General features: G+C 55.7%; 28 protein-coding genes. 17 read left to right on the top strand and 11 right to left on the bottom strand.

The window, feature by feature from the left end; genetic code table 11:
- The first annotated feature begins 913 nt into the window (after window positions 1-913).
- On the top strand, window positions 914-1,540 hold the full coding sequence (locus NAT23_RS14575) for a tyrosine-type recombinase/integrase (protein ID WP_350028344.1): 627 nt from the start codon (window positions 914-916) through the stop codon (window positions 1,538-1,540).
- A 32-nt stretch (window positions 1,541-1,572) separates the two neighbouring features.
- On the opposite strand, the gene NAT23_RS14570 is transcribed toward NAT23_RS14575, so the two are convergent.
- On the bottom strand, window positions 1,573-1,986 hold the full coding sequence (locus tag NAT23_RS14570) for a helix-turn-helix domain-containing protein (protein WP_251929382.1): 414 nt from the start codon (window positions 1,984-1,986) through the stop codon (window positions 1,573-1,575).
- 68 nt (window positions 1,987-2,054) lie between these two features.
- Window positions 2,055-2,921, bottom strand: a complete 867-nt coding sequence (locus NAT23_RS14565) for a replication initiation protein (protein ID WP_251929381.1) — start codon at window positions 2,919-2,921, stop codon at window positions 2,055-2,057.
- Between the two features lie 1,252 nt (window positions 2,922-4,173).
- Here NAT23_RS14565 and NAT23_RS14560 point away from each other — a divergent pair.
- Complete coding sequence (locus NAT23_RS14560; protein ID WP_251929380.1) at window positions 4,174-5,037, top strand: phage integrase N-terminal domain-containing protein; 864 nt, start codon at window positions 4,174-4,176, stop codon at window positions 5,035-5,037.
- A gap of 377 nt (window positions 5,038-5,414) precedes the next feature.
- Here NAT23_RS14560 and NAT23_RS14555 read toward each other — a convergent pair whose 3' ends face one another.
- The gene (locus NAT23_RS14555) at window positions 5,415-5,573 is read right to left on the bottom strand and encodes an antitoxin MazE-like protein (RefSeq protein WP_251929379.1); all 159 of its coding nucleotides are present in this window, start codon (window positions 5,571-5,573) and stop codon (window positions 5,415-5,417) included.
- A gap of 104 nt (window positions 5,574-5,677) precedes the next feature.
- On the opposite strand from NAT23_RS14555, the gene NAT23_RS14550 reads away from it, so the two are divergent.
- The 8 genes from NAT23_RS14550 to NAT23_RS14515 all read left to right on the top strand — a co-directional run bounded on the left by NAT23_RS14550 (window position 5,678) and on the right by NAT23_RS14515 (window position 8,373).
- Window positions 5,678-5,830, top strand: a complete 153-nt coding sequence (locus NAT23_RS14550) for a hypothetical protein (protein ID WP_251929378.1) — start codon at window positions 5,678-5,680, stop codon at window positions 5,828-5,830.
- 120 nt (window positions 5,831-5,950) lie between these two features.
- Window positions 5,951-6,205 (top strand): AbrB/MazE/SpoVT family DNA-binding domain-containing protein, encoded by a 255-nt coding sequence (locus NAT23_RS14545; protein ID WP_251929377.1) that lies wholly within the window; start codon window positions 5,951-5,953, stop codon window positions 6,203-6,205.
- Window positions 6,205-6,537 (top strand): type II toxin-antitoxin system PemK/MazF family toxin, encoded by a 333-nt coding sequence (locus tag NAT23_RS14540; protein WP_251929376.1) that lies wholly within the window; start codon window positions 6,205-6,207, stop codon window positions 6,535-6,537. Before NAT23_RS14545 ends, NAT23_RS14540 begins: the two co-directional genes overlap by 1 nt.
- Window positions 6,538-6,982: 445 nt before the next feature.
- Window positions 6,983-7,264: a NadS family protein gene (nadS, locus tag NAT23_RS14535; protein ID WP_251929375.1), complete on the top strand. Its 282-nt coding sequence runs from the start codon at window positions 6,983-6,985 to the stop codon at window positions 7,262-7,264.
- Between the two features lie 36 nt (window positions 7,265-7,300).
- Window positions 7,301-7,453: a hypothetical protein gene (locus tag NAT23_RS14530; protein ID WP_251929374.1), complete on the top strand. Its 153-nt coding sequence runs from the start codon at window positions 7,301-7,303 to the stop codon at window positions 7,451-7,453.
- 105 nt (window positions 7,454-7,558) lie between these two features.
- Window positions 7,559-7,783, top strand: coding sequence for a type II toxin-antitoxin system RelB family antitoxin (gene relB, locus NAT23_RS14525; RefSeq protein ID WP_251929373.1), 225 nt, complete (start codon window positions 7,559-7,561; stop codon window positions 7,781-7,783).
- On the top strand, window positions 7,767-8,033 hold the full coding sequence (locus NAT23_RS14520; protein ID WP_251929372.1) for a type II toxin-antitoxin system RelE family toxin: 267 nt from the start codon (window positions 7,767-7,769) through the stop codon (window positions 8,031-8,033). Before relB ends, NAT23_RS14520 begins: the two co-directional genes overlap by 17 nt.
- A gap of 67 nt (window positions 8,034-8,100) precedes the next feature.
- A complete protein-coding gene (locus NAT23_RS14515; protein WP_251929371.1) occupies window positions 8,101-8,373 on the top strand; it encodes a hypothetical protein in 273 nt (90 codons plus the stop codon).
- 93 nt (window positions 8,374-8,466) lie between these two features.
- Here NAT23_RS14515 and rarD read toward each other — a convergent pair whose 3' ends face one another.
- The 8 genes from rarD to NAT23_RS14485 all read right to left on the bottom strand — a co-directional run bounded on the left by rarD (window position 8,467) and on the right by NAT23_RS14485 (window position 13,026).
- Complete coding sequence (gene rarD / locus NAT23_RS14510) at window positions 8,467-9,366, bottom strand: EamA family transporter RarD (RefSeq protein WP_251929370.1); 900 nt, start codon at window positions 9,364-9,366, stop codon at window positions 8,467-8,469.
- A gap of 255 nt (window positions 9,367-9,621) precedes the next feature.
- Window positions 9,622-9,891, bottom strand: coding sequence for a bacteriocin immunity protein (locus tag NAT23_RS14505; RefSeq protein WP_251929369.1), 270 nt, complete (start codon window positions 9,889-9,891; stop codon window positions 9,622-9,624).
- Window positions 9,892-9,967: 76 nt separating this feature from the next.
- A complete protein-coding gene (locus tag NAT23_RS14825) occupies window positions 9,968-10,225 on the bottom strand; it encodes a bacteriocin immunity protein (protein ID WP_350028343.1) in 258 nt (85 codons plus the stop codon).
- A gap of 24 nt (window positions 10,226-10,249) precedes the next feature.
- Window positions 10,250-10,729 (bottom strand): DUF6392 family protein, encoded by a 480-nt coding sequence (locus NAT23_RS14500; RefSeq protein WP_251929368.1) that lies wholly within the window; start codon window positions 10,727-10,729, stop codon window positions 10,250-10,252.
- Between the two features lie 23 nt (window positions 10,730-10,752).
- Window positions 10,753-11,022 carry a bacteriocin immunity protein gene (locus tag NAT23_RS14495; RefSeq protein ID WP_251929367.1) on the bottom strand — a complete coding sequence of 90 codons (270 nt, stop codon included), beginning with the start codon at window positions 11,020-11,022 and terminating at the stop codon, window positions 10,753-10,755.
- An 84-nt stretch (window positions 11,023-11,106) separates the two neighbouring features.
- Window positions 11,107-11,427 (bottom strand): bacteriocin immunity protein, encoded by a 321-nt coding sequence (locus NAT23_RS14490; protein WP_251929366.1) that lies wholly within the window; start codon window positions 11,425-11,427, stop codon window positions 11,107-11,109.
- The gene (locus NAT23_RS14845) at window positions 11,372-11,614 is read right to left on the bottom strand and encodes a DUF7683 domain-containing protein (RefSeq protein ID WP_433962207.1); all 243 of its coding nucleotides are present in this window, start codon (window positions 11,612-11,614) and stop codon (window positions 11,372-11,374) included. The genes NAT23_RS14490 and NAT23_RS14845 overlap by 56 nt, the downstream gene beginning before the upstream one ends.
- Window positions 11,614-13,026: a colicin E3/pyocin S6 family cytotoxin gene (locus tag NAT23_RS14485; protein ID WP_251929365.1), complete on the bottom strand. Its 1,413-nt coding sequence runs from the start codon at window positions 13,024-13,026 to the stop codon at window positions 11,614-11,616. The genes NAT23_RS14845 and NAT23_RS14485 overlap by 1 nt, the downstream gene beginning before the upstream one ends.
- A gap of 230 nt (window positions 13,027-13,256) precedes the next feature.
- Between NAT23_RS14485 and NAT23_RS14480 the strand changes: the two genes are divergently transcribed.
- The 7 genes from NAT23_RS14480 (at window position 13,257) to NAT23_RS14450 (ending at window position 19,848) form a co-directional block, all read left to right on the top strand.
- Entirely contained in the window at window positions 13,257-13,922 is a 666-nt protein-coding gene (locus NAT23_RS14480; RefSeq protein ID WP_251929364.1) for a response regulator, read from the top strand.
- Window positions 13,909-15,216, top strand: a complete 1,308-nt coding sequence (locus tag NAT23_RS14475; protein ID WP_251929363.1) for a sensor histidine kinase — start codon at window positions 13,909-13,911, stop codon at window positions 15,214-15,216. Before NAT23_RS14480 ends, NAT23_RS14475 begins: the two co-directional genes overlap by 14 nt.
- A 96-nt stretch (window positions 15,217-15,312) precedes the next feature.
- On the top strand, window positions 15,313-15,768 hold the full coding sequence (locus NAT23_RS14470) for a DUF411 domain-containing protein (protein ID WP_081919659.1): 456 nt from the start codon (window positions 15,313-15,315) through the stop codon (window positions 15,766-15,768).
- A gap of 100 nt (window positions 15,769-15,868) precedes the next feature.
- On the top strand, window positions 15,869-16,372 hold the full coding sequence (locus NAT23_RS14465) for a cupredoxin domain-containing protein (protein ID WP_251929362.1): 504 nt from the start codon (window positions 15,869-15,871) through the stop codon (window positions 16,370-16,372).
- Window positions 16,373-16,435: 63 nt separating this feature from the next.
- The gene (locus NAT23_RS14460) at window positions 16,436-18,487 is read left to right on the top strand and encodes a copper resistance system multicopper oxidase (RefSeq protein ID WP_251929361.1); all 2,052 of its coding nucleotides are present in this window, start codon (window positions 16,436-16,438) and stop codon (window positions 18,485-18,487) included.
- The gene (locus tag NAT23_RS14455; RefSeq protein ID WP_051896465.1) at window positions 18,480-19,262 is read left to right on the top strand and encodes a copper resistance protein B; all 783 of its coding nucleotides are present in this window, start codon (window positions 18,480-18,482) and stop codon (window positions 19,260-19,262) included. Before NAT23_RS14460 ends, NAT23_RS14455 begins: the two co-directional genes overlap by 8 nt.
- A 31-nt stretch (window positions 19,263-19,293) precedes the next feature.
- Entirely contained in the window at window positions 19,294-19,848 is a 555-nt protein-coding gene (locus NAT23_RS14450) for a cytochrome b (protein WP_251929360.1), read from the top strand.
- Window positions 19,849-20,173 lie beyond the last annotated feature (325 nt).

The raw sequence follows: 20,173 nt of genomic DNA, 5'->3' as shown, positions 1-20,173 counted from the left end.
CACGGCCTCGCCAGACGCTGGACTGGCGAACCCCACTGGAAGTCTACGCCGAGGTGCTAAAGAAATCCGTCGGCGGACCGAGCACCCTTCAATAGCGTTGCGCTTGGAACTTGAGACCGCCATTCCTCAAGCTCCGCTTTAGATCTTTTTGAGGTATATCAAACTTGTGCATTTGGGCCTTAGTATCGTGAACTCTGAAAGACTGGATCATTGCGCTTGCCCCGATCAGTAGAAGAATCACTCCAAGAACTTTGAGCATCAATCACTCCATCCAAAAATCAAATATACCCCGGTTATCAAGCAGACGATGCTCATCACGAAAAGACTTAGATTGTGCTTGATATGTTCAGACAATACAGAGCTTGAATCATCATCTGCTTTGGAATATAAGCTATTTTTTTTTAGGGACAATAGCTTATAAAGTAAGTTTCCATTAAAAAATGATCCAATAATCCCCAAAAAAGACAAGAAAATGCCAATAGGGAGCATGTTGTTTCTCCGTTGCCAAATAAGAATAAAATGACTGGAATTAATTTAATTAGTTTTTTCAGATTCCTTTCATAAGGCTACAAGCTTGAAAAGGGAGGCTATCATGCGAAAAGAAGCGAGAATTGACGCCAAAAGGTAGCGTAAGCAGGTAGTGCGGCAACTGTAATGTGTCTCTTCAGCGTGCGAGGAGACAGGATAAGGCTGCTGCTGATCTACCAAAGTGAAGAGCAAGGCGGGTGGATCCGAGTGTCTCATCCGAGCCAGAAGGGCGAGTCTGTATTTCCGCTTTGTTTCAAGGCAGGCTCGTAGGCAAGAGTTGCGCTTTGCGCCCTCTTTCTTGAAATGATGTGTCTCCAGTAAACTGCTACTGTCCGATTTTTAACCAAAACCCGGACAGTCAGTCTGTTCAAGAGAGCGTCAGCCCGTGCCCGACAGTCCCCTACATCTTGACCCTACAGCGCCCCGACACATCGAAAGCCGGACAGTAAGAAGCCGCTCGGACAATGATGCGGCTCGAGGCCGGCAGTATTTGACCCGTGATGAGGTGCACCGGCTCATGCGGGGCGCACTCAAACACAGCCGTCATGGTCAGCGCGATGCGTTGATGATTCGCTTGGCGTTCGAACATGGTTTGCGTGTGTCGGAGCTTGTCGGGCTGCGCTGGACCGCCGTGGAGTTGTCGACGCATGAGCTACGCATCACACGAGCCAAAGGCAGCCTCAATGGCACGCACCCGCTTCAGGGCGATACCGTGCGTGCGCTGAAGCGCTATCAGCGCGAAAGCGGTCGGACCGGTGGGTTGATTTTCGTCAATGAGCGCGAGGCCCCTGTCAGCGCTGACGGGTTTCGTCGAGCGCTACATCGCCTTAGCGAGCGCGTTTTAGGCGTGAAGTGGCATCCCCATGCCCTACGTCACGCTTGCGGGGTGCATCTGATCAACCAGGGCGTCGACCTGCGTACCGTGCAACAGTATCTGGGTCACGCCAATATTCAGAATACGGTGGCCTATACCGCGCTCACCGGACGTCCGTTCGAGCGATTGAGCTTCTGAGACAGTTGCGTCGCTTCAACCCTTTTCTTTGATTAGTTCTTATCTTGGTATAGCGATCGTGCAAGTGACCTAAGGCCATGAGGATCGCTGTCCTGCTTTTTAACAGTGGTAGGAAGATCTTGATTGGTTGAATCTTCGCTTTTTGGGGGAGGCAAATGCTTTAGCTGAGCCACCTCCTCACGCAAGGCGACCAATTCTTTATGCATGGCTTGCAACGCCTGCAACATGGCTTGTTGCATTCCCTCTTGAGGCGGTGTTGCAGGTGGTTGCATCTCATCTGGAATATGCTTGGGCTCACCGTAGCATCGGATTAACTCGGACATCTCTATAATACGAGTTCCATCTCCTCGGAAGCCGCATGATAAGCGGCCCGATTCGATATGACGATGTATCGTAGAGCGGTGCTTACCGTATAGTTTGGCCGCTTTCGGAATGGTCAGTTGCATAGGTGCCTAATTGGTTGCAAGCCTGCTGTTGCAGATATCCTACCGCTGTATTCCAAAAGTTGTGAAAACTAGTCCTCAACGGCACTTTTTCTCTCTTCAAGAATACGCAGCGCGACGTCCTCATGAGATTCGCCAGGACGCGCATTGGCTTCGATGACGGTCATAGGAATTCTGAAGATTGATCCTGGTGCGCTAGAGGCTTCTCTAGCTTTGTTTTTCTTTCTGCCAATCTTCTGGGACTCGTCCAGTGATTTTTCACCAAAGTAGAACACCAAATGTGATACCCGACGGCCTTCCTTCCGTTGGTCCCACTTTACCCATAGTGGGCTGTGTTCGTTGATTTGTGCTGCTGCCGGTTCGATGACCCATCTTTTTAGATCTTTTATGGCTGGATACTTATCGTTTAGCTGGAATGCTTCACGCAGCCATTCAATAGACACTTTTCGCTCGCCTGCCCCACGCCACTGACATAAAAGCTCGTAGAGCCTCATAGCATGGGCGCTAGTCATTTTGGCGACATCCTCAAGCGCATAGCGCGTAAATTGCTCTGTGAGCTGTGTCAGATATGGCAGCATATCTCTCGTAAACCGTAGCTCGACACGTCCTTCTGACTCGACGTAAGCAATAGACTGGACCCAACTTGTTACTAGGGTTTTTGGTCTCTTTCCTTGGCCATTGGGGTATTCACGCAACCAAACTTCCCGACGTTTCAACCGGAGAGCTGCATCAGCTAGTTCTTTGTAAGTTGAGTGAGAGTCGGTACCCACGAGTGCGGCATAGTCGGCCACGCTGACGCTATACATTATTTCATCAGTAAGCGGCTGATCACGACGTACCTGAGTAATACAGCCCAGCATGATGCGCTGCTCAGCGGGGGTAAGGCGGTAAGATGCTTCAACCAAGGCATTACTCTTGTAGACCTGGGGCTCATTCATCCTTGGTGTTCCGTTCGTTGAGTTCTCTAAATTATCCCTTTTATAGGGAGTGGTTTATATTCTCCCTTTTAACCCTGAATCCCTCCCTATTACAACCCTGAATCCCTCCCCTTTTAACCCTGAATCCCTCCCCTTTTAACCCTGAATCCCTCCCCTTTTTGCGTTATTAGCCCTTAAAAATCAAAATCTTGTAGAGCCTAAAAGGTTTAAAAGGGGAAAAATACAGAAAAGCAAAACACACCTACCCTCCAGTCGCTATCGCTCCTTCCGCCCCGCCTGCGGCGGCCTAACATCAAAATGCCTCGACAAGTCGAGAAGGACGCGATCGAGCCGCAGATGCGGCTGCGCGTCCTCGGCGGAAACTGACCGCTAAAGCACTAAACCCTCGTGGGCCGGACCCCAGCCTCATGGCTGTACATTTTGGCCTTCGGCCCAGTTATGCAGGACTAGGGAAAGAAATCTCGATATCACCCGACGGCATAGCCTGAGATCGAGCGATAAGGGCGATTTGAGCCCGTTTTCGATCGAGTGAAGGGTATGCCTGCCAACGAGCGTCGCGAGGCGGACAGCCGGCAATCAGAGACGCTGAGCGAACAATTCAAAACCCATGGCACGATGAACCATCAGATCTGCCGACCTGTCCAGCTGCTCGATCGCTGATGCGCTCGGGCAGGCCGTCACTGCCGTTTAGGTAGTGACGGCCTGTGACTGGTCCATGAATAACCGGGTTTTAGGCGAATTATTTGAATGCTGACTGTGTGATGGGCTTCCAAATAGAAGCCCAGCACGGTAGGCTGACCGTGCATCATCCGTGGCGACTGCGGACTTCAGTCGCGCCCTTTGCGGCATTGCCGCCCGGCCCTCCCTGCCGTTCCCAAGTGGGAGTCCCTTTGGACCAGACGGTCCGTCCCAACGCCTGATCGTCTCTCGAAAGCAGGCGCCGCGTTATGCGGTTGGAGACTACTGAACCCCCCGGTGTTGAACCGGACCACCGCCATGGGTGACTGCCATGGCCTTCACGAGGGAGATCGTACCGCCCTCGTGGGGCGCGATCTCCGGCCTTCCGACCGAACGCTTGAGGAGACACACGCTGTACGACCGCCTGCCCGGATTTGCCAACAGGCAAACCGTCAGGCCGCTGCCATTGCAGCAGGCGAGAGAGCATCGCCCTTTTATGCCCCCGGCCCTATCGGGCGTTCCGTCACGTATTGCGTACGGATCGGGCAAGTACACTGACCAGGACATCGCTCATATGAACAAGCTCGGCTTCGATTTCATGCAGCTGTGCCAGCGCAACCGCGATGGCAGCCAGACCACGCAGTATCAGCGAAGCCGGTCGCTGCGCAGCATCTCTCAACAGCTTCAGGAGTTGGGCTACCGCAACATGCGCGCCAGTAGTCTGAAGCCCAAGCACGTGACCGCCCTGGTTGAGCGGTGGCAGGGCGAGGGCATCAGCGATGGCACGATCAAGAACCGAATGGCCCACGTGCGATGGTGGGCCGAGAAGGTGGGCAAGACGTCGGTGATCCCACGCGACAACACCCAGCTGGGAATTCGGGACCGGGTGCACGTGACCGGCGTAAGCAAGGCACAGACGCTGGATCCGCGCCTGGAGGCGGTACCGGATCACCGCATTCGAGTCAGCCTTGAGCTTCAGGCGGCGTTTGGGCTGCGTCGGGAAGAGTCGATGAAACTGCGGCCGGCACTGGCCGACCATGGAGACCGACTGGTATTGCAAGGCTCCTGGACCAAGGGGGGCCGCGAGCGCGAGATCCCCATCGAGACCGACGACCAGCGGGCCGTGCTTGACCGGGCGCATCAGGTCGCCGGCACCGGCTCGCTGATTCCACCGACCCATTCCTACGCTCAGCACCTCAAACGCTATGAGTACCTACTGCCGAAAGCCGGGCTGTCCCGAATGCATGGCCTGCGCCATGCGTACGCCCAGCGGCGCTATGAAACCTTGACCGGCTGGGCCGCACCGGCCGCCGGCGGGCCGGTCTCGAGCGCGTTAAGCGCCGATCAGCGGGCGAGTGATCAACAGGCCAGACTGACCATCAGTCGCGAGCTGGGGCATGAACGCGAGCAGGTCACGGCGATCTATTTGGGGCGTTGAGTGCCTACCGGGTACGGTAGCGCCGGTTGAAGGCGACTCGATCCTTCATTTTGCGTTTGAGGAACATGGCTCCGGTCACGGCAACCGCAATACCGGCGATAATTCCTAGATTCGAATTGGAAAAGATACCCAGCAGGGCTGGAATGCAGATGACGGCCCACAGGAGGCCGGGAGGTGGCCCATACTCGAGTTCAGCTTGGCAGCCTCGGCATACGGAGGCGCCATGGGGGACATGGTTATGGCAGTGAGGGCATTGGTGATCGGTCATGAGGCGGAATCTGTTGATGTAATAAGTCGTCGTTAATTTAACAGATCCTTGCCCGCCTGTAAGAAGGTGCGGACGCGTTCATGACGCGACTTTGGTTGATGGCGCACGTTCATGACCACTCGGCTGTGTCGGCAACGGTCTCGATCCAGTTCAGTACCTCATCGTCAGTCGGGTCCTGCCGCACAAGGTGGGACTGCTGCCGGGCGTGCTCGGCCAGGTCCGAGGCATCGGGCTGGGGCGGGGTATGACTAAGCGGGGAAGAACTCATGTGAACCTCCGGGCTGAGAACGTCTGGAATCAGTTTGACGCGTCCCAGTCGAGGACGTCTACTCGAAGCAAGCGCAACACGTAAAACAAGCCGAGGAGAACCGTATGTCAGAGGGGCTTACCATGATCGTCTGGTTTCTCGGGGTATTGGCACTGTCGGGGTTCGTTGTGTGTGGCTGGGTGCTGTACGGCGAGCATCGGCACAAGAAGAACGCGGCAAAGCGCAAGGCGACACGCGTACTCGAAAACACCCTATGAGCCGGAGAGCACTCGCTAGGGGCGGGGTCGGTCACGTAAATCGATGGACGCTCTCCGAAAGACGCTGATATTATATTTTAATATAACTTTTAAGCGCACACGGGTGTGCCGGAGACTCTCATGAGCATTACCAACCTTAGACGCGTCGGGGGCTCGGTCATGATGGCCGTCCCGAGAGTGTACCTGGACCAACTGCACCTGGAGGCCGGCTCCCAGGTCGAGGTGGCCATCGATCAGGGGCGGTTGGTCGTCGAACCCGCCAAACCCAAGTACACCCTCGAGGAGCTCTTGGCCCAGTGCGACACAGGGGCGGAGTATTCGGCGGGCGAGCGTGAGTGGCTGGATACGGATCCGGTCGGCCGCGAGCTGCTGTGATGCAACGCGGCGATATCTACTTTGTCTCGCTCAACCCCACTCGGGGGCACGAGCAACAGGGCATGCGCCCGGTTCTGATCGTCTCACCGGACGCCTTCAACCTTGCGATGGGGGCGCCGCTGGTCGCGCCGATTACCAATGGGGGCGGCTTCGCCCGGTCGCGGGGCTTTACGGTGTCGCTGGCCGAGGCCGGCACCACCACGACAGGCGTCGTGCTGTGCAGCCAGATGCGCACGCTGGACATCGAAGCCCGTCACGGTCGCTGGGTCGAACAGGTGCCACAACACATCATGGAGGACGTGCTGGCTCGGCTGGCGACGCTGTTGAGCTGACGAAAATGGGCACAGCGCGTGTTTCCCCCGGAAACACGCCGGCCATCCGGGGCCTCGATCGACGCCGAAACCCGGAGAGATTTATGAGTCGGGTGTTTCCCCCGGAAACACTCGGGCCAGCTAGGGCCTCGATCGACGCCGAAACCCGGAGAGATTTCGCAACCCGGTGTTTCCCCCGGAAACACGCCGGCCAGCTAGGGCCTCGATCAGCCCCGAAACCCGGAGAGGTTTATGAGTCGGGTGTTTCCCCCGGAAACACGCCGGCCCGCCGGGGCCTTGATCGATGCCTAAACCCGGAGACTTTTATGAGTCGGGTGTTTCCCCCGGAAACACCCAAGCCAGCTGGGGCCTCGATCGACCCCGAAACCCGGAGAGATTTATGAGTCGGGTGTTTCCCCCGGAAACACGCTGATTCCTCTGACCGAAATGCTCAAAGGAGAATGCCATGAGTACGTTTGATGACCTGAAGGCCTCTCTTGAAGAGGCGGTGAAGATTAATGAAGGGTCTCTCGAGGGTAAATGTGCGCGTCATAACGTGATCGATGTGGTCGCGATTCGCGCTCGGCTTCAGGTTTCTCAAGCCGATTTTGCAAATGCTATCGGCGTCAGTCTCGAGACGATCCAGCATTGGGAAAACGCGCGCCGCACTCCGACGGGGATGGCTGCTAAAGTACTTGCAACGATTCAGAAGCGACCAGAGTTCTATAGGGAACTGGAATCGCACTGAACTGAAAAGCGCTTTGTAGCGCTGAGGAGATGCGTTATGCCGGAAGGACTGACACTGGTCGTTTCAGTGCTGGGCACGTTGGTGATTATGAGCCTCACCTTCTCCAGCGTTTTGCTTTATCAGGGGAACCGAGACAGAAAACGGGCCGCTGAGCGTAAAGCGGCAAAAATACTCGAAAACAACGTATAACCCCAACGCCTCTCTACGGCTGTGTTTCCCCCGGAAACATATTGGCAAGCTTGTTAAACGAGCGCATGATATACGTGTATATCAATCTGATTTGGAGGGCGAGGCATGCTTGCCATTCGACTGCCTGCCGACATTGAAGCGCGTTTAAATGCCTTGGCTGCCAGAACGGGCCGCACGAAGACATATTACGCACGTGAAGCCATTCTTGAGCACCTGGATGATCTTGAGGACGTCTATCTGGCCGAGCGGACGCTGGAGCGCATCAAGCAAGGTGACGAGCGCGTATGGTCTTTGGACAAGGTGGAGCGGGATCTTGGTCTGGAAGATTGACGTTACTGACGAAGCCCGCAAGCAGCTCAAAAAGATCGACAAGGCTGAAGCCAAGCGAATACTGACGTATTTGAAAGCGCGCGTGGCGTCGGAAGAGGACCCCAGACGTTATGGGAAAGCGTTATCGGGCGATTTGGGCGAATTCTGGCGCTACCGAATCGGCAATTACCGTGTGATTGCGAGCATCGAAGATCAAAACATCACCATTCTGGTGATCCGGGTCGCTCACCGCAGCAAGGTGTATCGATGACCCCTGGAGTCTTTCGGTAAAATCCCCCCTAAAATTTTCCCCTGAAAATGACCTTCCAAGGACACGCATGACGCAGGATATAAACCAACTCGAGCGCACGATCATCGAGTGTGCCGAACAGAATGCCCTTACTATCGAGCGTTTCAAGGAAGACGGCGACGCCCTGATCTCGGCCGATTTCATGCGCGCAGTACACGAACTCAATGCGCTGACTCAGCTGGGCTTGTTCAAGGACAACGGCATGTCCGAAGACGCCATGGGCACGCTCGGCGAGATCGACAAGCGTGCACGGATGGCGATGCGGGACATGGTCACTCCTGACGGAAGTGACACGGAGTAAAAACCGGAAAAGGGCCGTCCCCGAACCTGATCCATTTTTTGAATCGACGGCGTTTGCTTGGGCTCGGACAAGGTATGTCGACGAGCATACAAGTCAGCCCGTGCTGATGCGCCGCTGTGCCCGCAGGGTATCCACGGTGTAAAGCGCCAACCCGGCCCAGATGCAGGCGAAGGTGATCAGGTTGGCCTGATTGAAGGGCTCGCCAAAAAGGAACACGCCTGTCAGCAGGTGCAGCGTGGGCGTGAGGTACTGGATCAGGCCCAGCGTGCCGAGCTTCAAACGCCGTGCGCCCATGGTAAAAAGTACCAGTGGCAGCACGGTAAATAACCCGCAGCCGATCAGCAGTACGTCGGTGCTGACACTGCCCTGCAAAAATGCCGCCTGGTGCTGCTGATAGAGGCCCCCCAGCCAGAGCACGGCGAACGGCAGCAACAGCATGGTTTCGATATAAAGCCCGGTGATGCTGTCGACGCCGATGCGCTTTCGAATTGCCCCGTAAAAGCCAAAGCTGCCAGCAAGAATCAGTGACGCCCAGGGCACCCGCCCAAAGCCCACCACCATGATCATGACACCGGCGGCCGCGAGTAACACCGCGGCGACCTGCAATGGGCGCAGCCGCTCGCGAAAGAAGATCATGCCCAGCACCACGTTGAGCAGCGGATTGATGTAGTAGCCAAGACTCGCTTGCAGGACGTGATGACTCGAGACCGCCCAGATGAACATGCCCCAGTTGATGCTGATCAGTACCGCGGTAACGATCAGTGCCAGCAGCAGTCGGCGATCGCGCACAACGGCCATGATGCGTGTCCCGCGATGGGTCAGCACCACAAACAGCGTCAGAAGAACTGCGGCCCACACCATGCGATGAGCCAGAATCTCCCAGGGGGTGACCGATGGGCCGATCAGATGAAAATAGAGCGGCAGCACGCCCCACATGGAAAAGCAGCCTAACGCAGCCAGCAGCCCTGTACTCTGTTCACGCGTGTCCGTCATTGCCCCGGCCTTTTAGTTAAAGGCCCGCATCATAACGCGCCTGGGGGGCTTAGAGCGCTGGTCGAGTGGCTGGAATCGATTACAAGAGGGACATCGATATTTGTCAGTTCGAAATAGTGACTCAGACAAAGCATGAAGACGGTCTGGACGCTGAAAATGCCTGATCAAGCAGGGTATTCAGAGAAATTTCTGGTTCTGGGACAAAGTGCACAATTAAAAACTAGCCCTCAATGTGGCCATTTTCTGCAAGTCAACTCACTCGCCTTTAAAGCCTGGCAAGCTATGTGCTTTCCGCCATTGTTCTACTTGGTCAAAGACCTTCTCTGGCGTGACCTCGGGTGGCTCTTCAGGATAAAAAATAAGATCTGAGCCATCAGGGTGTTGAGAGACCACAATAAATTGACCAATAAGCTCATCATGAATATCGATGTTGTTTTCTACATCGAAGATTGCCTTTATCAGGCCCATGAACTCTTCGCGGGTATAGTCCTCGAAGCGAGGCTTGAACAGGTCTCTAGCGTCCATCGCGATGTATCCCTATATGATTCCTGGTTGTATCGCTGATGATCTTATGGGTTATGACCTTGATCAATTTGAGGCATCACATATCGCGAAATAGAGGCAATCCCTGTTGCTTACGCCACTCTATGAGTTCCGAAAGAACCGACTCAGGGGGGCAATTTTCAGAATCTTCCGGATAAAAGATCAGATCATGCTGTGCTGGGTGACCGCATGTACTATTGAAGTTCATGACCAGCATGTCTACGAACTCTTCTGACCCCTTGGCCTCAACGATTGTGGTTATGAGAGCCAGATATTCTGTCCGCGAGTAGTGTTCGAAGACGCTCCTCAGAATCATCGTTCAGAACCTTATTCGGCGCATTTAAGGTGTGAAAGCAAGCGCAGCTATAAGATACTCATCCGCCGTATAAGAAACGGTTACTTTGACGTGATGGGTCGGTGTAATCGCCTTTTTAAACACATCATGACCACCTCTACGACCTAACGGATATGGCCCTTCTGACTCCCCTAAAGATTCGATAGGCTCGCCCAGGGTTTCAAGTACACTTTTGCGATCCATTTGGGAATTCAGAAATAGAGGCAAGTCCCCTTCAAATTTCGAGGCGCCCTCTGTTCGAGGTCTAACAATGATAAGCACTTTATCGAGGGCCATTGTCTCGAGCCAGAATGTCAGTTCAATTCCGGGGGCCAGCTTATCGGTTCCCCAATCAGCACCGTCGAAGAGGATCGAGATAGGAGTGTCTGCAATCATGTCGCTCGCGATCAACGACGAGCGCTGCTGACCGATGGCATCAACGTAATGCATTATTGCCTGACCCATATGACCAGTGCTCATGGTCATGGCGTAACTCATGAGAGGTAAGGTCATACGTCTTTAAAGCCTGGCAGGCTATGTGCTTTACGCCATTGTACCACTTGGTCAAAAACGATTTCTGGTGTGACTCCCTCAGGATCTCCTGGGTAGAAGATAAGGTCTGAGCCATCAGGGTGTTGAGAGACGATACTAAAATGACTAACAAGGTCATAGTAGATATCGATATTGCTTTCGACATCAAAAATCGCCTTTATTAGACCCATGAACTCCTCGCGGGTGTAGTCCTCGAAGCGAGGCTTGAACAAGTCTCTAGCGTCCATCGTGAATGATCCCTGGGTGTTTTTATATGGCAGCTGGTCTTGCCAATGTTTGGGATGCTCGCATGAACATTAAAGACAAAAGCATCAGAAGGAAGGTGATTGTTCTTTGAATAGAGGTAATCCCCGCCGTCTGCGCCATTCAATCACCTTGGCAACAATTCGTTCAGGATCTGCATCGTCCGAGTGATCGGAGTAGTAGATCAGATCTGAAGCGGCGGGGTACTGGCTCGTATGGATGAAGTTTTCCAACAAAGCATCTTGATAGGCATCACTGCCTTGAGCGCTTGTGATTTCTTGGACCAAGCGGAGGTATTCAAAATACGTATAGTCTTGCAAACGAGGTTTAAACTCATTCATAAGTGCATAAAAAATAAGAGTATTTGTTAAATTTGTAATCGACGTCAACGTATTTTGCCAGGCGACGTGATTTTTCCATGTCGATTGGAAAGACCTCGTACATTTCATTGCCCTTTGGCTCGCTGAATATCTCTTGCAGAATGGACAAGGGAATTTCTGGCAATTTAATCTCTCTAACCAATTGATCACCATAATTTTTATCGTCTTTATGGTAGACCTCGATAACACGCTCCATTAGGGATCAACCTCTCTTGTTTTGTCCGCTTTTTTGGTTTGCTCGCCCGTTTTGGGATCAAACTCACCTAAGTGTTTGCCACGCTTATTGTATTTTTCGACAGTACCATGCTGATAATCCCATTCGTATATGTTGCCTTTCCGATCTTTCCACCGGCTTCTAAGCGAGCCTCCACCTTGAACAGGCGTTTTTGCTTTTGCTCTTGAAGCATCCGGAAATGCACTTAGCTCTTTAGGAGCCCTAACGTAGTTACCATTTGATGAACTTATAACCACATACAGCGGTTGCACGCCGCTGTCTGCTGGAAACACCAGTATGGCGTCGCTGAAATCACGATCGGAGGCGGGCAAGACGGTACTGCTGTTCTGGCCTTCCTCGATCGGGAAGACGGTGATGCCGGTTTGCATGTCGGGACTGGCTTCGGGAAACGCGGTGGTCAGGGGTGTTGCAGGGCCGTCATTGGGTGTCCAGGTCAATGTGATGCCGCCGACTTCGGCCTCGAAGCGCTGTCCGTCCGCGCTTTGTGCGACCTCGACCACGGGAATTTGCTCGATGCCCGAACCGGCGGCGGTATGCACACCCCTGACCTGCATGCGCCCTCGAGCATCCTGGCCGATATAGAACCGCACACGCGTTTCAGCGGTGCCTCCGACGCGGCTGCGAAGGTCGTTGGCGCCCATCAGGGTGCCATCGCCCAGCTGGCTTGGCTGGAAGATCCCGGCCAGGAGCATTGCGCCCGGGGTGGCTCGTGCGACTGTCGCGCCCAGACGGCCAAGTTGCGCAAGGGCCTTGCCGCCGGCGTTGACCAGGCCACCGAAGGTAAGCTCTCCGCCGGCCGAGGCCGTTCCTGCCAGCACCGACAGCGACCCGCTGTTGGAAACGGACTCAGCTTCCGTGCAGGCATCGGTGCACTCGGTGCCTACGCTGCTCGAGCGCGCAAATACGGGCACGATCGGCGTCTCTGTCACTGCTTCGGACGTATCCGGCACGTACGCGTCACTTGTGCCGCCACTGCCATTGGAGGTTGGTACGCCGCGATAGCGCCGACTCTCCAGCGCGGCCGGTGTCAGTCCTCGAGCATTCAGACGACTTACCTCACTGCTCACAAGGGAATGATAACCATGAGGCATGCTCCACCGGCTGCCGGTCCAGCGGACCAGGCGGGTACCCCGCGCTGCGGGATCGGTGCTGTTATCCAGTAACAGCCATCGCCCCTGAGCCAGTGCGTCTCTTAACGGCCCCCGCATCTCCCTGATGTCGTGTTTGTATCCGGTACCGTGACCCAGCCGACCATAGAATGACTGCACGTCCATGTCGCTCATGGTGCTGACGGCGCTGGCCGCATGGCGAGGATCGACGACAAGAGGGACATCGATATCCATCAGGTCGAAAGAATGAATCAGGCGAAGCATGGAGACGTCCGAAGCGGCTGAAAACGCCCGATCATATCAAGGTGGGCTGATATGTCGATTCCAGGCGATGAGCGCGCTTTTTGGGAGAGGATTTACAACCAAAAATGGCCCTCTATGGGGCCATTTTTGCGCTCAAGATAAGACGCGATATCCGGCGCCTTCCGGATTTTCAGGAACCATTCAGGAACCGGCTGTATCTTTTGCAAACAGATTCAGTCTCTCGATGAGCCATGAGAATATTACTGGTAGAAGATGATGAGCTGTTGGCGGAAAGTTTGGCAGAGCTTCTGGATGATGCTGGCTACCGCACCGACATTTCACCTAGTAGCCGATCGGCGTCTGCGCTCTCGGCTAGCGAGGAGTACACGCTGGTCATTCTGGACCTTGGTTTGCCGGACGGCTCCGGGCTGAGTCTCCTCTCCGACTGGCGGGACGCTAAGTGGTCTGTGCCGATACTGATTCTGACCGCAAGAGATAGCTGGATGGATAAGGTCGAAGGGCTTCGCGCCGGCGCCGACGACTACCTCACCAAGCCTTATCATGAGGAAGAGTTGCTGGCGCGCCTGGAGGCCTTGTTGCGTCGTCGAGGTAGTCATTTTTCCTCCCTTCTGGAGATCAACAATCTTCGGCTCGATGAGGCACGCCAGCAGTTCAGTGTGGATCACCAGGAGTGGCAAACACTCACCTCCACCGAATTTCGGCTTCTGCGCTACCTGATGCGCCACCCTGATCGCGTTCACTCCAAGCGACACTTGCTCGAACAACTCTACGCGCTCGAGCAGGATGCTGCGGCTCCCAATCTCGTCGAGGTCTATATCGGCAGACTACGTCATCGGCTCGGACGTGAGCGCATCGTGACGCGCCGTGGTGAGGGGTACATGCTTGTCTCGGTTTAGCCGGCGAAGCCTACGCCTCCGGTTGCTGGGTAGCCTGGGCATTGCGGCGCTGATCGTCGTCGGGAGTACCTGGGTACTGCACGGACTGCTGCTGGACCAGTTGGCACGGAATTTTCTCGCCGATCGCTTACAGCAGGAATCCGAACTGGTCGTGCGCCGATTGCGCCTCGAGGGCCCGAGTGCCCTGTCGCTGCCACCTGATTCCAGCCCCGCCGAAACCTTTCACCACTTCTATCAGTTGCGGACCAACGGCCGTGTCTACGCGACTCACGATGCGCTCGAGACATTGCCGACCGGGGATACAGAAGGCGCGCAACTCTTGCAGTGGCGCGATCATCGACTGCTGCTGTGGCGAACCGGATTGATGCTTGCCGGCGAACCCGCCACATTGACGGTCGGCGAAGACTTCGCCGGCATCGAGCGAGGACTGACACGCCTTCACTGGTGGATCGGTGCAGCGGCCATGGTGCTGCTGTTGCTGTTGATACTGCTCAACCTGTTCGCGGTCAATCATGCTTTACGCCCGTTCGGTCGGCTATCGCGCCAGCTCATCGAGCTGCAACGCGGCGAGCGCCGCCGCCTGGACATCAAAACCGTCTCCGAGCTGAAAGCCCCCATCGCTCAACTCAATACCCTTCTCGACGAACATGAACGTCGTCAGCAGCGCTCGCGGGAGTCACTGGCCAACCTTTCTCACGCGATCAGGACGCCACTAACGGCGGTCATGCAAGCCCTTCGCTCAAAACGAGCCCTGGATGATCAACGTCGTAAGCAGATTCTGGCTCGTCTCGACGACATCAATGAAAAACTGGAGAGCGAACTACGCCATTCGCGTATCGCCGGCCAGTCTACAGGACAGCAACATACCGGCATGGCAGAAGTCATTTCCATGCTGGAAATGTTTCGTACCCTCTACCCCGATCGCATCTTCGTTCTCGATGACACCGCCGTCGTCGATTTCCGGATACCGCTGGAGCGTCAGGACGGCATGGAGATGCTCGGTATCGTGCTCGACAATGCCGGTAAATGGGCGCGCCAACGCGTCGAGCTTACGCTACTTCCCAAGCCCTGTTGCCTAAGGCTCGAGGATGATGGCCCGGGGGTTCCGGATATCATGCTCGAGCGCCTGGGCCAGCGAGGCGTCAGGCTTGATGAACAACATCGTGGCCACGGCCTGGGGCTCTCCATTCTGTCACAGCTCACCGAACGCTACGGCGGTCGTGTGACCTATGGCCGTTCACGACTGGGCGGGCTGCGGGTCGAAATCACGTTACACCCTGGCTCGGCACCGTGAAGATACTTTTCTCGTTTTGGCGGATCCATTCAGCCTCTTTTCAGCTTACCCACGTTTACTGTTGGCGAAGGCTCATGAACGCTCCGGAGATTCGTCATGCCAAGCAGAAACATCGCATTGTTGTTATCCGCAACATTCATGCTGGGTGCCCAAGTGGCCCACGCTTCACTGCCCGACCAGGCGACACTCTATAAAAGCCCTTCCTGCGGTTGCTGTGCCGCTTACGGCGATTATCTGAAGGAACGTGGTGTCGATGTCAAAGTCGTGGAAACCACCAACCTCGGCGAAATCAAAGAACGCCTTGACCTTCCTCATGGACTCGGGAGCTGCCACACCCTCGAGATGGGGGGCTACGTTGTCGAGGGCCATGTCCCCGGCGCAGCGCTCGATCGGCTTTTTGCCGAACGTCCAAGCGTTCGCGGTATAGCCCTGCCCGGCATGCCGGCTGGCACACCGGGGATGCCCGGCGATCAGGCTCGGGCCTTGAACGTGCATCAGTTCGACGATAACGAAACTCAAGTGTTCATGACCCTGCCGATATCGGCAGGTTGATTCTGGCGACCGCAGGTCCGGTTTTGGTATCCGCCGGCCTCGATCAGCGGGCGAAAACATCATTTTTAAATATCCTTTCTCATAACAGCGGAGCTTTTTGATGAAATTCCCGTTCTTGCTTTTCACCTTGACTGCCGTCAGCGCCTCAGCCTTGGCAGATACCGGCCACGGTCAGTCACACCAAAGTGAGCCCGCGCCCAGCCGAACGATCGATATTCAGGCCGGAAGCATGTGGTTCGACGCCGACAAACTGCAGATTGAACCCGGTAAGACGGTACGTTTTCGGATCGAAAACGTATCCATGATTCCCCACGAATTTTCTATCGGCAGCGGCCGCATGCAGCAGATGCATCGAGAAATGATGCAACAGGGCGGAGACCATCACGGCGCTGAAGGCAGCGATAAGATGATGGGCGATCATCACAACGGCATGATGGATCACGGTGAGACCCAAAGCGCAGCCGTCACCATAGCGCCGGGCGAGACCGAGACACTGATCTGGACCGCACCCGAGCAGGGCGACGTCATCGAGTACGCGTGCTTCCTTCCCGGTCATTACGAAGCCGGGATGAAAGGAACCGTCACCTTGAATTCGAACGCTTGAACCTTGGTCATGCGCACCGCACGCGCTCTTAGGTGATCTCACGCACGTTGGGGAATGAAATCCATGAAACATCGCTCGATCGATAATGATCGTCGTCGACTTCTGATCGCACTGGCCGGAACCGGCGCCCTAGCAGGATTGGAGTCACTGCTACCCAGCTATGCCCGAGGCGAGGCGCTCTCTTCGCAGAGTGGGGTCGCGGCGCTGGTTGCGGGCGGCTCGCCCCGCCCTGTCTCGCTGGATCTCGACGTGCGTCGAGAACGGGTTGCCATCGCCGGTGGCCTTGGCAGCGGCATCACCATCAATCGTTCGATTCCCGCGCCGCTAATCGAACTATGGGAGGGGCAAACCGCACGCCTGCGCATTCACAACCATCTCGATGAAGATACCTCTATTCATTGGCATGGTTTGCTCTTGCCGTTCGAGATGGATGGCGTGCCAGGTGTGTCGTTCCCCGGCATCGCACCTGGCGAAAGTTTTGAGGCGGCATTCCCCGTGCGCCAGAGCGGCACCTATTGGTATCACAGCCACTCCGGCATGCAGGAGCAGATCGGTCTGACCGGCCCGCTCGTCGTGCACCCTGCAGCCCCCCATCGGATACAGGCCGATCGCGAATACGTGATCATGCTCAACGACTGGACCTTTGAAGATCCACATAGAGTGATGGCACGGCTGAAAAGTCAAAGCGACTACTACAACTACAACGAACGCACGGCAGGCGATTTTTTCGAGGCCGTGGAGAAGCATGGTTGGAAAGCCACGCTACAAGACCGTCTGGCGTGGAACAATATGCGCATGAGTCCCAGAGACATTGCCGATGTGACAGGGTCGACGTACACCTACTTGATGAACGGCCGTCATCCGGCGGCTGGCTGGGAAGGACTCTTTCAACCGGAAGAGAGGATACGGCTGCGGGTTATCAATGCCTCGGCAATGACCTACTTTAACTTCCGCATTCCCGGCCTGGCCATGACAGTGGTAGGTGCTGACGGTGAGGAAGTGGAGCCGGTAGAAACCGACGAGTTTCAGATCGGTGTCGCAGAAACCTATGACGTTATCATCGAGCCGCGAGCAGACACTGCCTACACGCTGATGGCGGAATCAATGGACCGCAGTGGTTTCGCCTTGGGCACTTTGGCGCCTCGCGCTGGCATGCGCGCGGCGGTACCCCCGTTGAGAGAGCCACCGCAGCGCACGATGGTGGATATGGGTATGGATATGTCGCACGGCGCCATGGGCGGCATGGCCGCCGGTGAGATGAGTGGCATGAGCGATGGCAGCATGTCGATGAACCACGGCTCCATGAATGGCATGAGCGATGGTGGCATGTCGGGTATGAATCACGGCTCCAGGAATGGCATGGGCGATGGCAATATGTCGGGTATGAACCACGGCTCCATGAATGGCATGAACGATGGCAGTATGTCGGGTAGGAACCACGGCTCCATGAATGGCATGGGCGCTGGCAGCATGTCGGGTATGAATCACGCCGGCGGCAACCACAACGCCATGGCCGGAATGGGCGGAATGGGCGGAATGGGCGGAATGGGCGCAGAGGATGCCGGCCCGGTCGTGTCACGCCATGAGCAAGGCGGCCACGGACCCGGCAACATCAACGTCGCCGAGCTGCAGCGCAACCGGCTAGGTGAACGTGGAACCGGTCTCGAGACTGTCGATCATCGCGTGCTCACCTATAGTCAGCTACGCAACATCAAGCCCATGCGCGACCGACGCCCGCCGTCACGTACGATCGAACTGCACCTGACCGGCAATATGGATCGCTACATGTGGTCATTCGACGGCGTGAAGTATTCCGACGCCGAGCCAATCGACATCGTGCTGGGAGACCGTATTCGTCTGGTGCTGGTCAACGACACCATGATGGAGCATCCCATCCACCTACATGGCATGTTTATGGAGCTGGAGAACGGACAGGGGGAACACCTACCGTTCAAACACACGCTCAGCGTCCTGCCGGCCTCGCGTGCGTCATTACTTCTCACTGCAGATGAACCGGGTCGCTGGGCTTTCCACTGCCATTTGTTGTACCACATGGATGCCGGGATGTTCCGGGTAGTCAGAGTCGCTCCGGCGGAGGCGTTCGACAATGTTTAACAGCAAATTCACCTGTTGCGGAACACTCCTCCTCGCGGCTCTATGCTTGCCAGTCGCCGCTATCGCCGACAACCATGGCCGTGCCAATGTGGACGAAGTCGTCCCAGGCGGGCCTCTGAACGCCCACAGCGGCTCTCCCGCCGAGTGGAACGAACCGGTACATGATGACGCGCTGTTCAGCCAGATACTCCTGGATCGGTTCGAGTATCGCGACACAAACGGCGCCCCCAACGCCTGGCTGTGGGATGCCCAAGGCTGGATTGGAAACGACATCGACCGTTTCTGGTGGAAAAGCGAAGGAGAAGGGCCAACCAATGGAGGAGGTCCCGAAAGCAGCGATCTCCAGTTGCTCTATAGTCGCGCGATAAGCCCGTTCTGGAACTTGCAGACGGGCGTGCGTCAAAGCTTCAATCCGGACCCTGATCGACGCTTCGCGGTCGTTGGCTTTCAGGGGCTGGCACCTTTGATGATGGAAACCGACACTGCGTTATTCGTCAGTGACGAGGGTGATGTCAGCGCAAGCACCGAATTCGAATATGAAATGCTCATCACTCAACGACTGATTCTTCAGCCTCGGCTGGAGCTCTCGGCATCGCTTCAAGATGTGCCGGAATATGACCTGGAGCAAGGCCTCAACAGCAGCGAGGTCGGGCTGAGGCTAAGTTATAGCCTGATACGGGAGATCAGCCCTTACGTGGGGATCAGTCATGAACGCAATTACGACGAGGATGAATCGACTACTGCATGGGTAGTGGGTCTGCGAGCCTGGTACTGAGTCTCTGTTGTGGGGAGGAGGAAGCATCACGATGGCATTTTTACCCGTGAAGGACACACCTGATCGCTACGGCAGAATCAGCCGATGGTTACACTGGGGAATCGGCGCGCTGCTGCTTTGGCAACTTGGCGGGATGGCAGCAAAAATATTATGGGGACACCCACAGTGGGTACAAGCCTGGCTTTCGACCCATCAACCCCTGGGCACGCTGTTGATGGGCTTGATTGTACTTCGCGCACTTTGGGCACTGTTCAACTTACGCCACCGCCCAGCTCACGTCGGCAAGTTAGCCAAAATCGCGACTTTGTCGCACTTATTGCTCTATCTGCTAATGCTGGGAATACCGGCTCTCGGGCTCTACATGACCTGGCTCGGTGGTCAGCCCTTCGCACCTTTCGGCATACCTTTATTCGACGGCGGAAGCACCCAAGGTCCTCGGATGATGCAGGCTCGCCAGTGGCATGTCTGGCTTGGCTGGACCCTGCTGGTGCTGATTGTCGGTCATGCCGGTATGGCACTGCTTTGGCACGGTCTGATACGCCGTGATGGAACTCTTAGCCGCATAGCCGGGGCCCGGCGCCGCTGATCTAGCGTCAGTTCGAAGCAAGATTTCGGAAATATTCGGATGAAATAATTGGTGAAGCTCCCTGTTTTCCAATCTTTTGATCTTCTTGAAGAGTCGATGGATCGGACCGAAAATACTTGTTGGACTCAGGGAGACTCATGCTGGAAACCATGAATGCCGTCTCATCGTCATAGGTGTGACGTATCCATCGGGGTTTGAGGGATGGCGGTCTCAATGACCAAGTGCAACACGTGAGCCATCAGGTACGGTGTTGCCATGAACCACTGCTATCGCCATCTTTCTGCTGAAGACCGGGCCGCCATCATGATGATGCGAGCCACGCATT

The organism is Larsenimonas salina (assembly GCF_023736155.1).
Lineage (GTDB): Bacteria > Pseudomonadota > Gammaproteobacteria > Pseudomonadales > Halomonadaceae > Larsenimonas > Larsenimonas salina.
This window is presented reverse-complemented; position numbering and strand designations above follow the sequence as displayed.

Excerpts from the sequence above, each read along its gene's own strand:
- NAT23_RS14485 (WP_251929365.1), bottom strand. The coding sequence starts at position 13,026 with ATGCTTCGCCTGATTCATTCTTTCGACCTGATGGATATCGATGTCCCT.
- NAT23_RS14555 (WP_251929379.1), bottom strand. The coding sequence starts at position 5,573 with ATGAGTTCTTCCCCGCTTAGTCATACCCCGCCCCAGCCCGATGCCTCG.
- NAT23_RS14845 (WP_433962207.1), bottom strand. The coding sequence starts at position 11,614 with ATGGAGCGTGTTATCGAGGTCTACCATAAAGACGATAAAAATTATGGT.
- NAT23_RS14825 (WP_350028343.1), bottom strand. The coding sequence starts at position 10,225 with ATGATTCTGAGGAGCGTCTTCGAACACTACTCGCGGACAGAATATCTG.
- NAT23_RS14565 (WP_251929381.1), bottom strand. The coding sequence starts at position 2,921 with ATGAATGAGCCCCAGGTCTACAAGAGTAATGCCTTGGTTGAAGCATCT.
- NAT23_RS14495 (WP_251929367.1), bottom strand. The coding sequence starts at position 11,022 with ATGGACGCTAGAGACTTGTTCAAGCCTCGCTTCGAGGACTACACCCGC.
- NAT23_RS14465 (WP_251929362.1), top strand. The coding sequence starts at position 15,869 with ATGAAATTCCCGTTCTTGCTTTTCACCTTGACTGCCGTCAGCGCCTCA.
- NAT23_RS14545 (WP_251929377.1), top strand. The coding sequence starts at position 5,951 with ATGAGCATTACCAACCTTAGACGCGTCGGGGGCTCGGTCATGATGGCC.
- NAT23_RS14550 (WP_251929378.1), top strand. The coding sequence starts at position 5,678 with ATGTCAGAGGGGCTTACCATGATCGTCTGGTTTCTCGGGGTATTGGCA.
- NAT23_RS14570 (WP_251929382.1), bottom strand. The coding sequence starts at position 1,986 with ATGCAACTGACCATTCCGAAAGCGGCCAAACTATACGGTAAGCACCGC.
- NAT23_RS14530 (WP_251929374.1), top strand. The coding sequence starts at position 7,301 with ATGCCGGAAGGACTGACACTGGTCGTTTCAGTGCTGGGCACGTTGGTG.
- NAT23_RS14455 (WP_051896465.1), top strand. The coding sequence starts at position 18,480 with ATGTTTAACAGCAAATTCACCTGTTGCGGAACACTCCTCCTCGCGGCT.
- NAT23_RS14480 (WP_251929364.1), top strand. The coding sequence starts at position 13,257 with ATGAGAATATTACTGGTAGAAGATGATGAGCTGTTGGCGGAAAGTTTG.
- NAT23_RS14505 (WP_251929369.1), bottom strand. The coding sequence starts at position 9,891 with ATGGACGCTAGAGACCTGTTCAAGCCTCGCTTCGAGGACTATACCCGC.
- relB (WP_251929373.1), top strand. The coding sequence starts at position 7,559 with ATGCTTGCCATTCGACTGCCTGCCGACATTGAAGCGCGTTTAAATGCC.
- NAT23_RS14460 (WP_251929361.1), top strand. The coding sequence starts at position 16,436 with ATGAAACATCGCTCGATCGATAATGATCGTCGTCGACTTCTGATCGCA.
- rarD (WP_251929370.1), bottom strand. The coding sequence starts at position 9,366 with ATGACGGACACGCGTGAACAGAGTACAGGGCTGCTGGCTGCGTTAGGC.
- NAT23_RS14540 (WP_251929376.1), top strand. The coding sequence starts at position 6,205 with ATGCAACGCGGCGATATCTACTTTGTCTCGCTCAACCCCACTCGGGGG.
- NAT23_RS14470 (WP_081919659.1), top strand. The coding sequence starts at position 15,313 with ATGCCAAGCAGAAACATCGCATTGTTGTTATCCGCAACATTCATGCTG.
- NAT23_RS14515 (WP_251929371.1), top strand. The coding sequence starts at position 8,101 with ATGACGCAGGATATAAACCAACTCGAGCGCACGATCATCGAGTGTGCC.
- NAT23_RS14450 (WP_251929360.1), top strand. The coding sequence starts at position 19,294 with ATGGCATTTTTACCCGTGAAGGACACACCTGATCGCTACGGCAGAATC.
- nadS (WP_251929375.1), top strand. The coding sequence starts at position 6,983 with ATGAGTACGTTTGATGACCTGAAGGCCTCTCTTGAAGAGGCGGTGAAG.
- NAT23_RS14560 (WP_251929380.1), top strand. The coding sequence starts at position 4,174 with ATGAACAAGCTCGGCTTCGATTTCATGCAGCTGTGCCAGCGCAACCGC.
- NAT23_RS14500 (WP_251929368.1), bottom strand. The coding sequence starts at position 10,729 with ATGACCATGAGCACTGGTCATATGGGTCAGGCAATAATGCATTACGTT.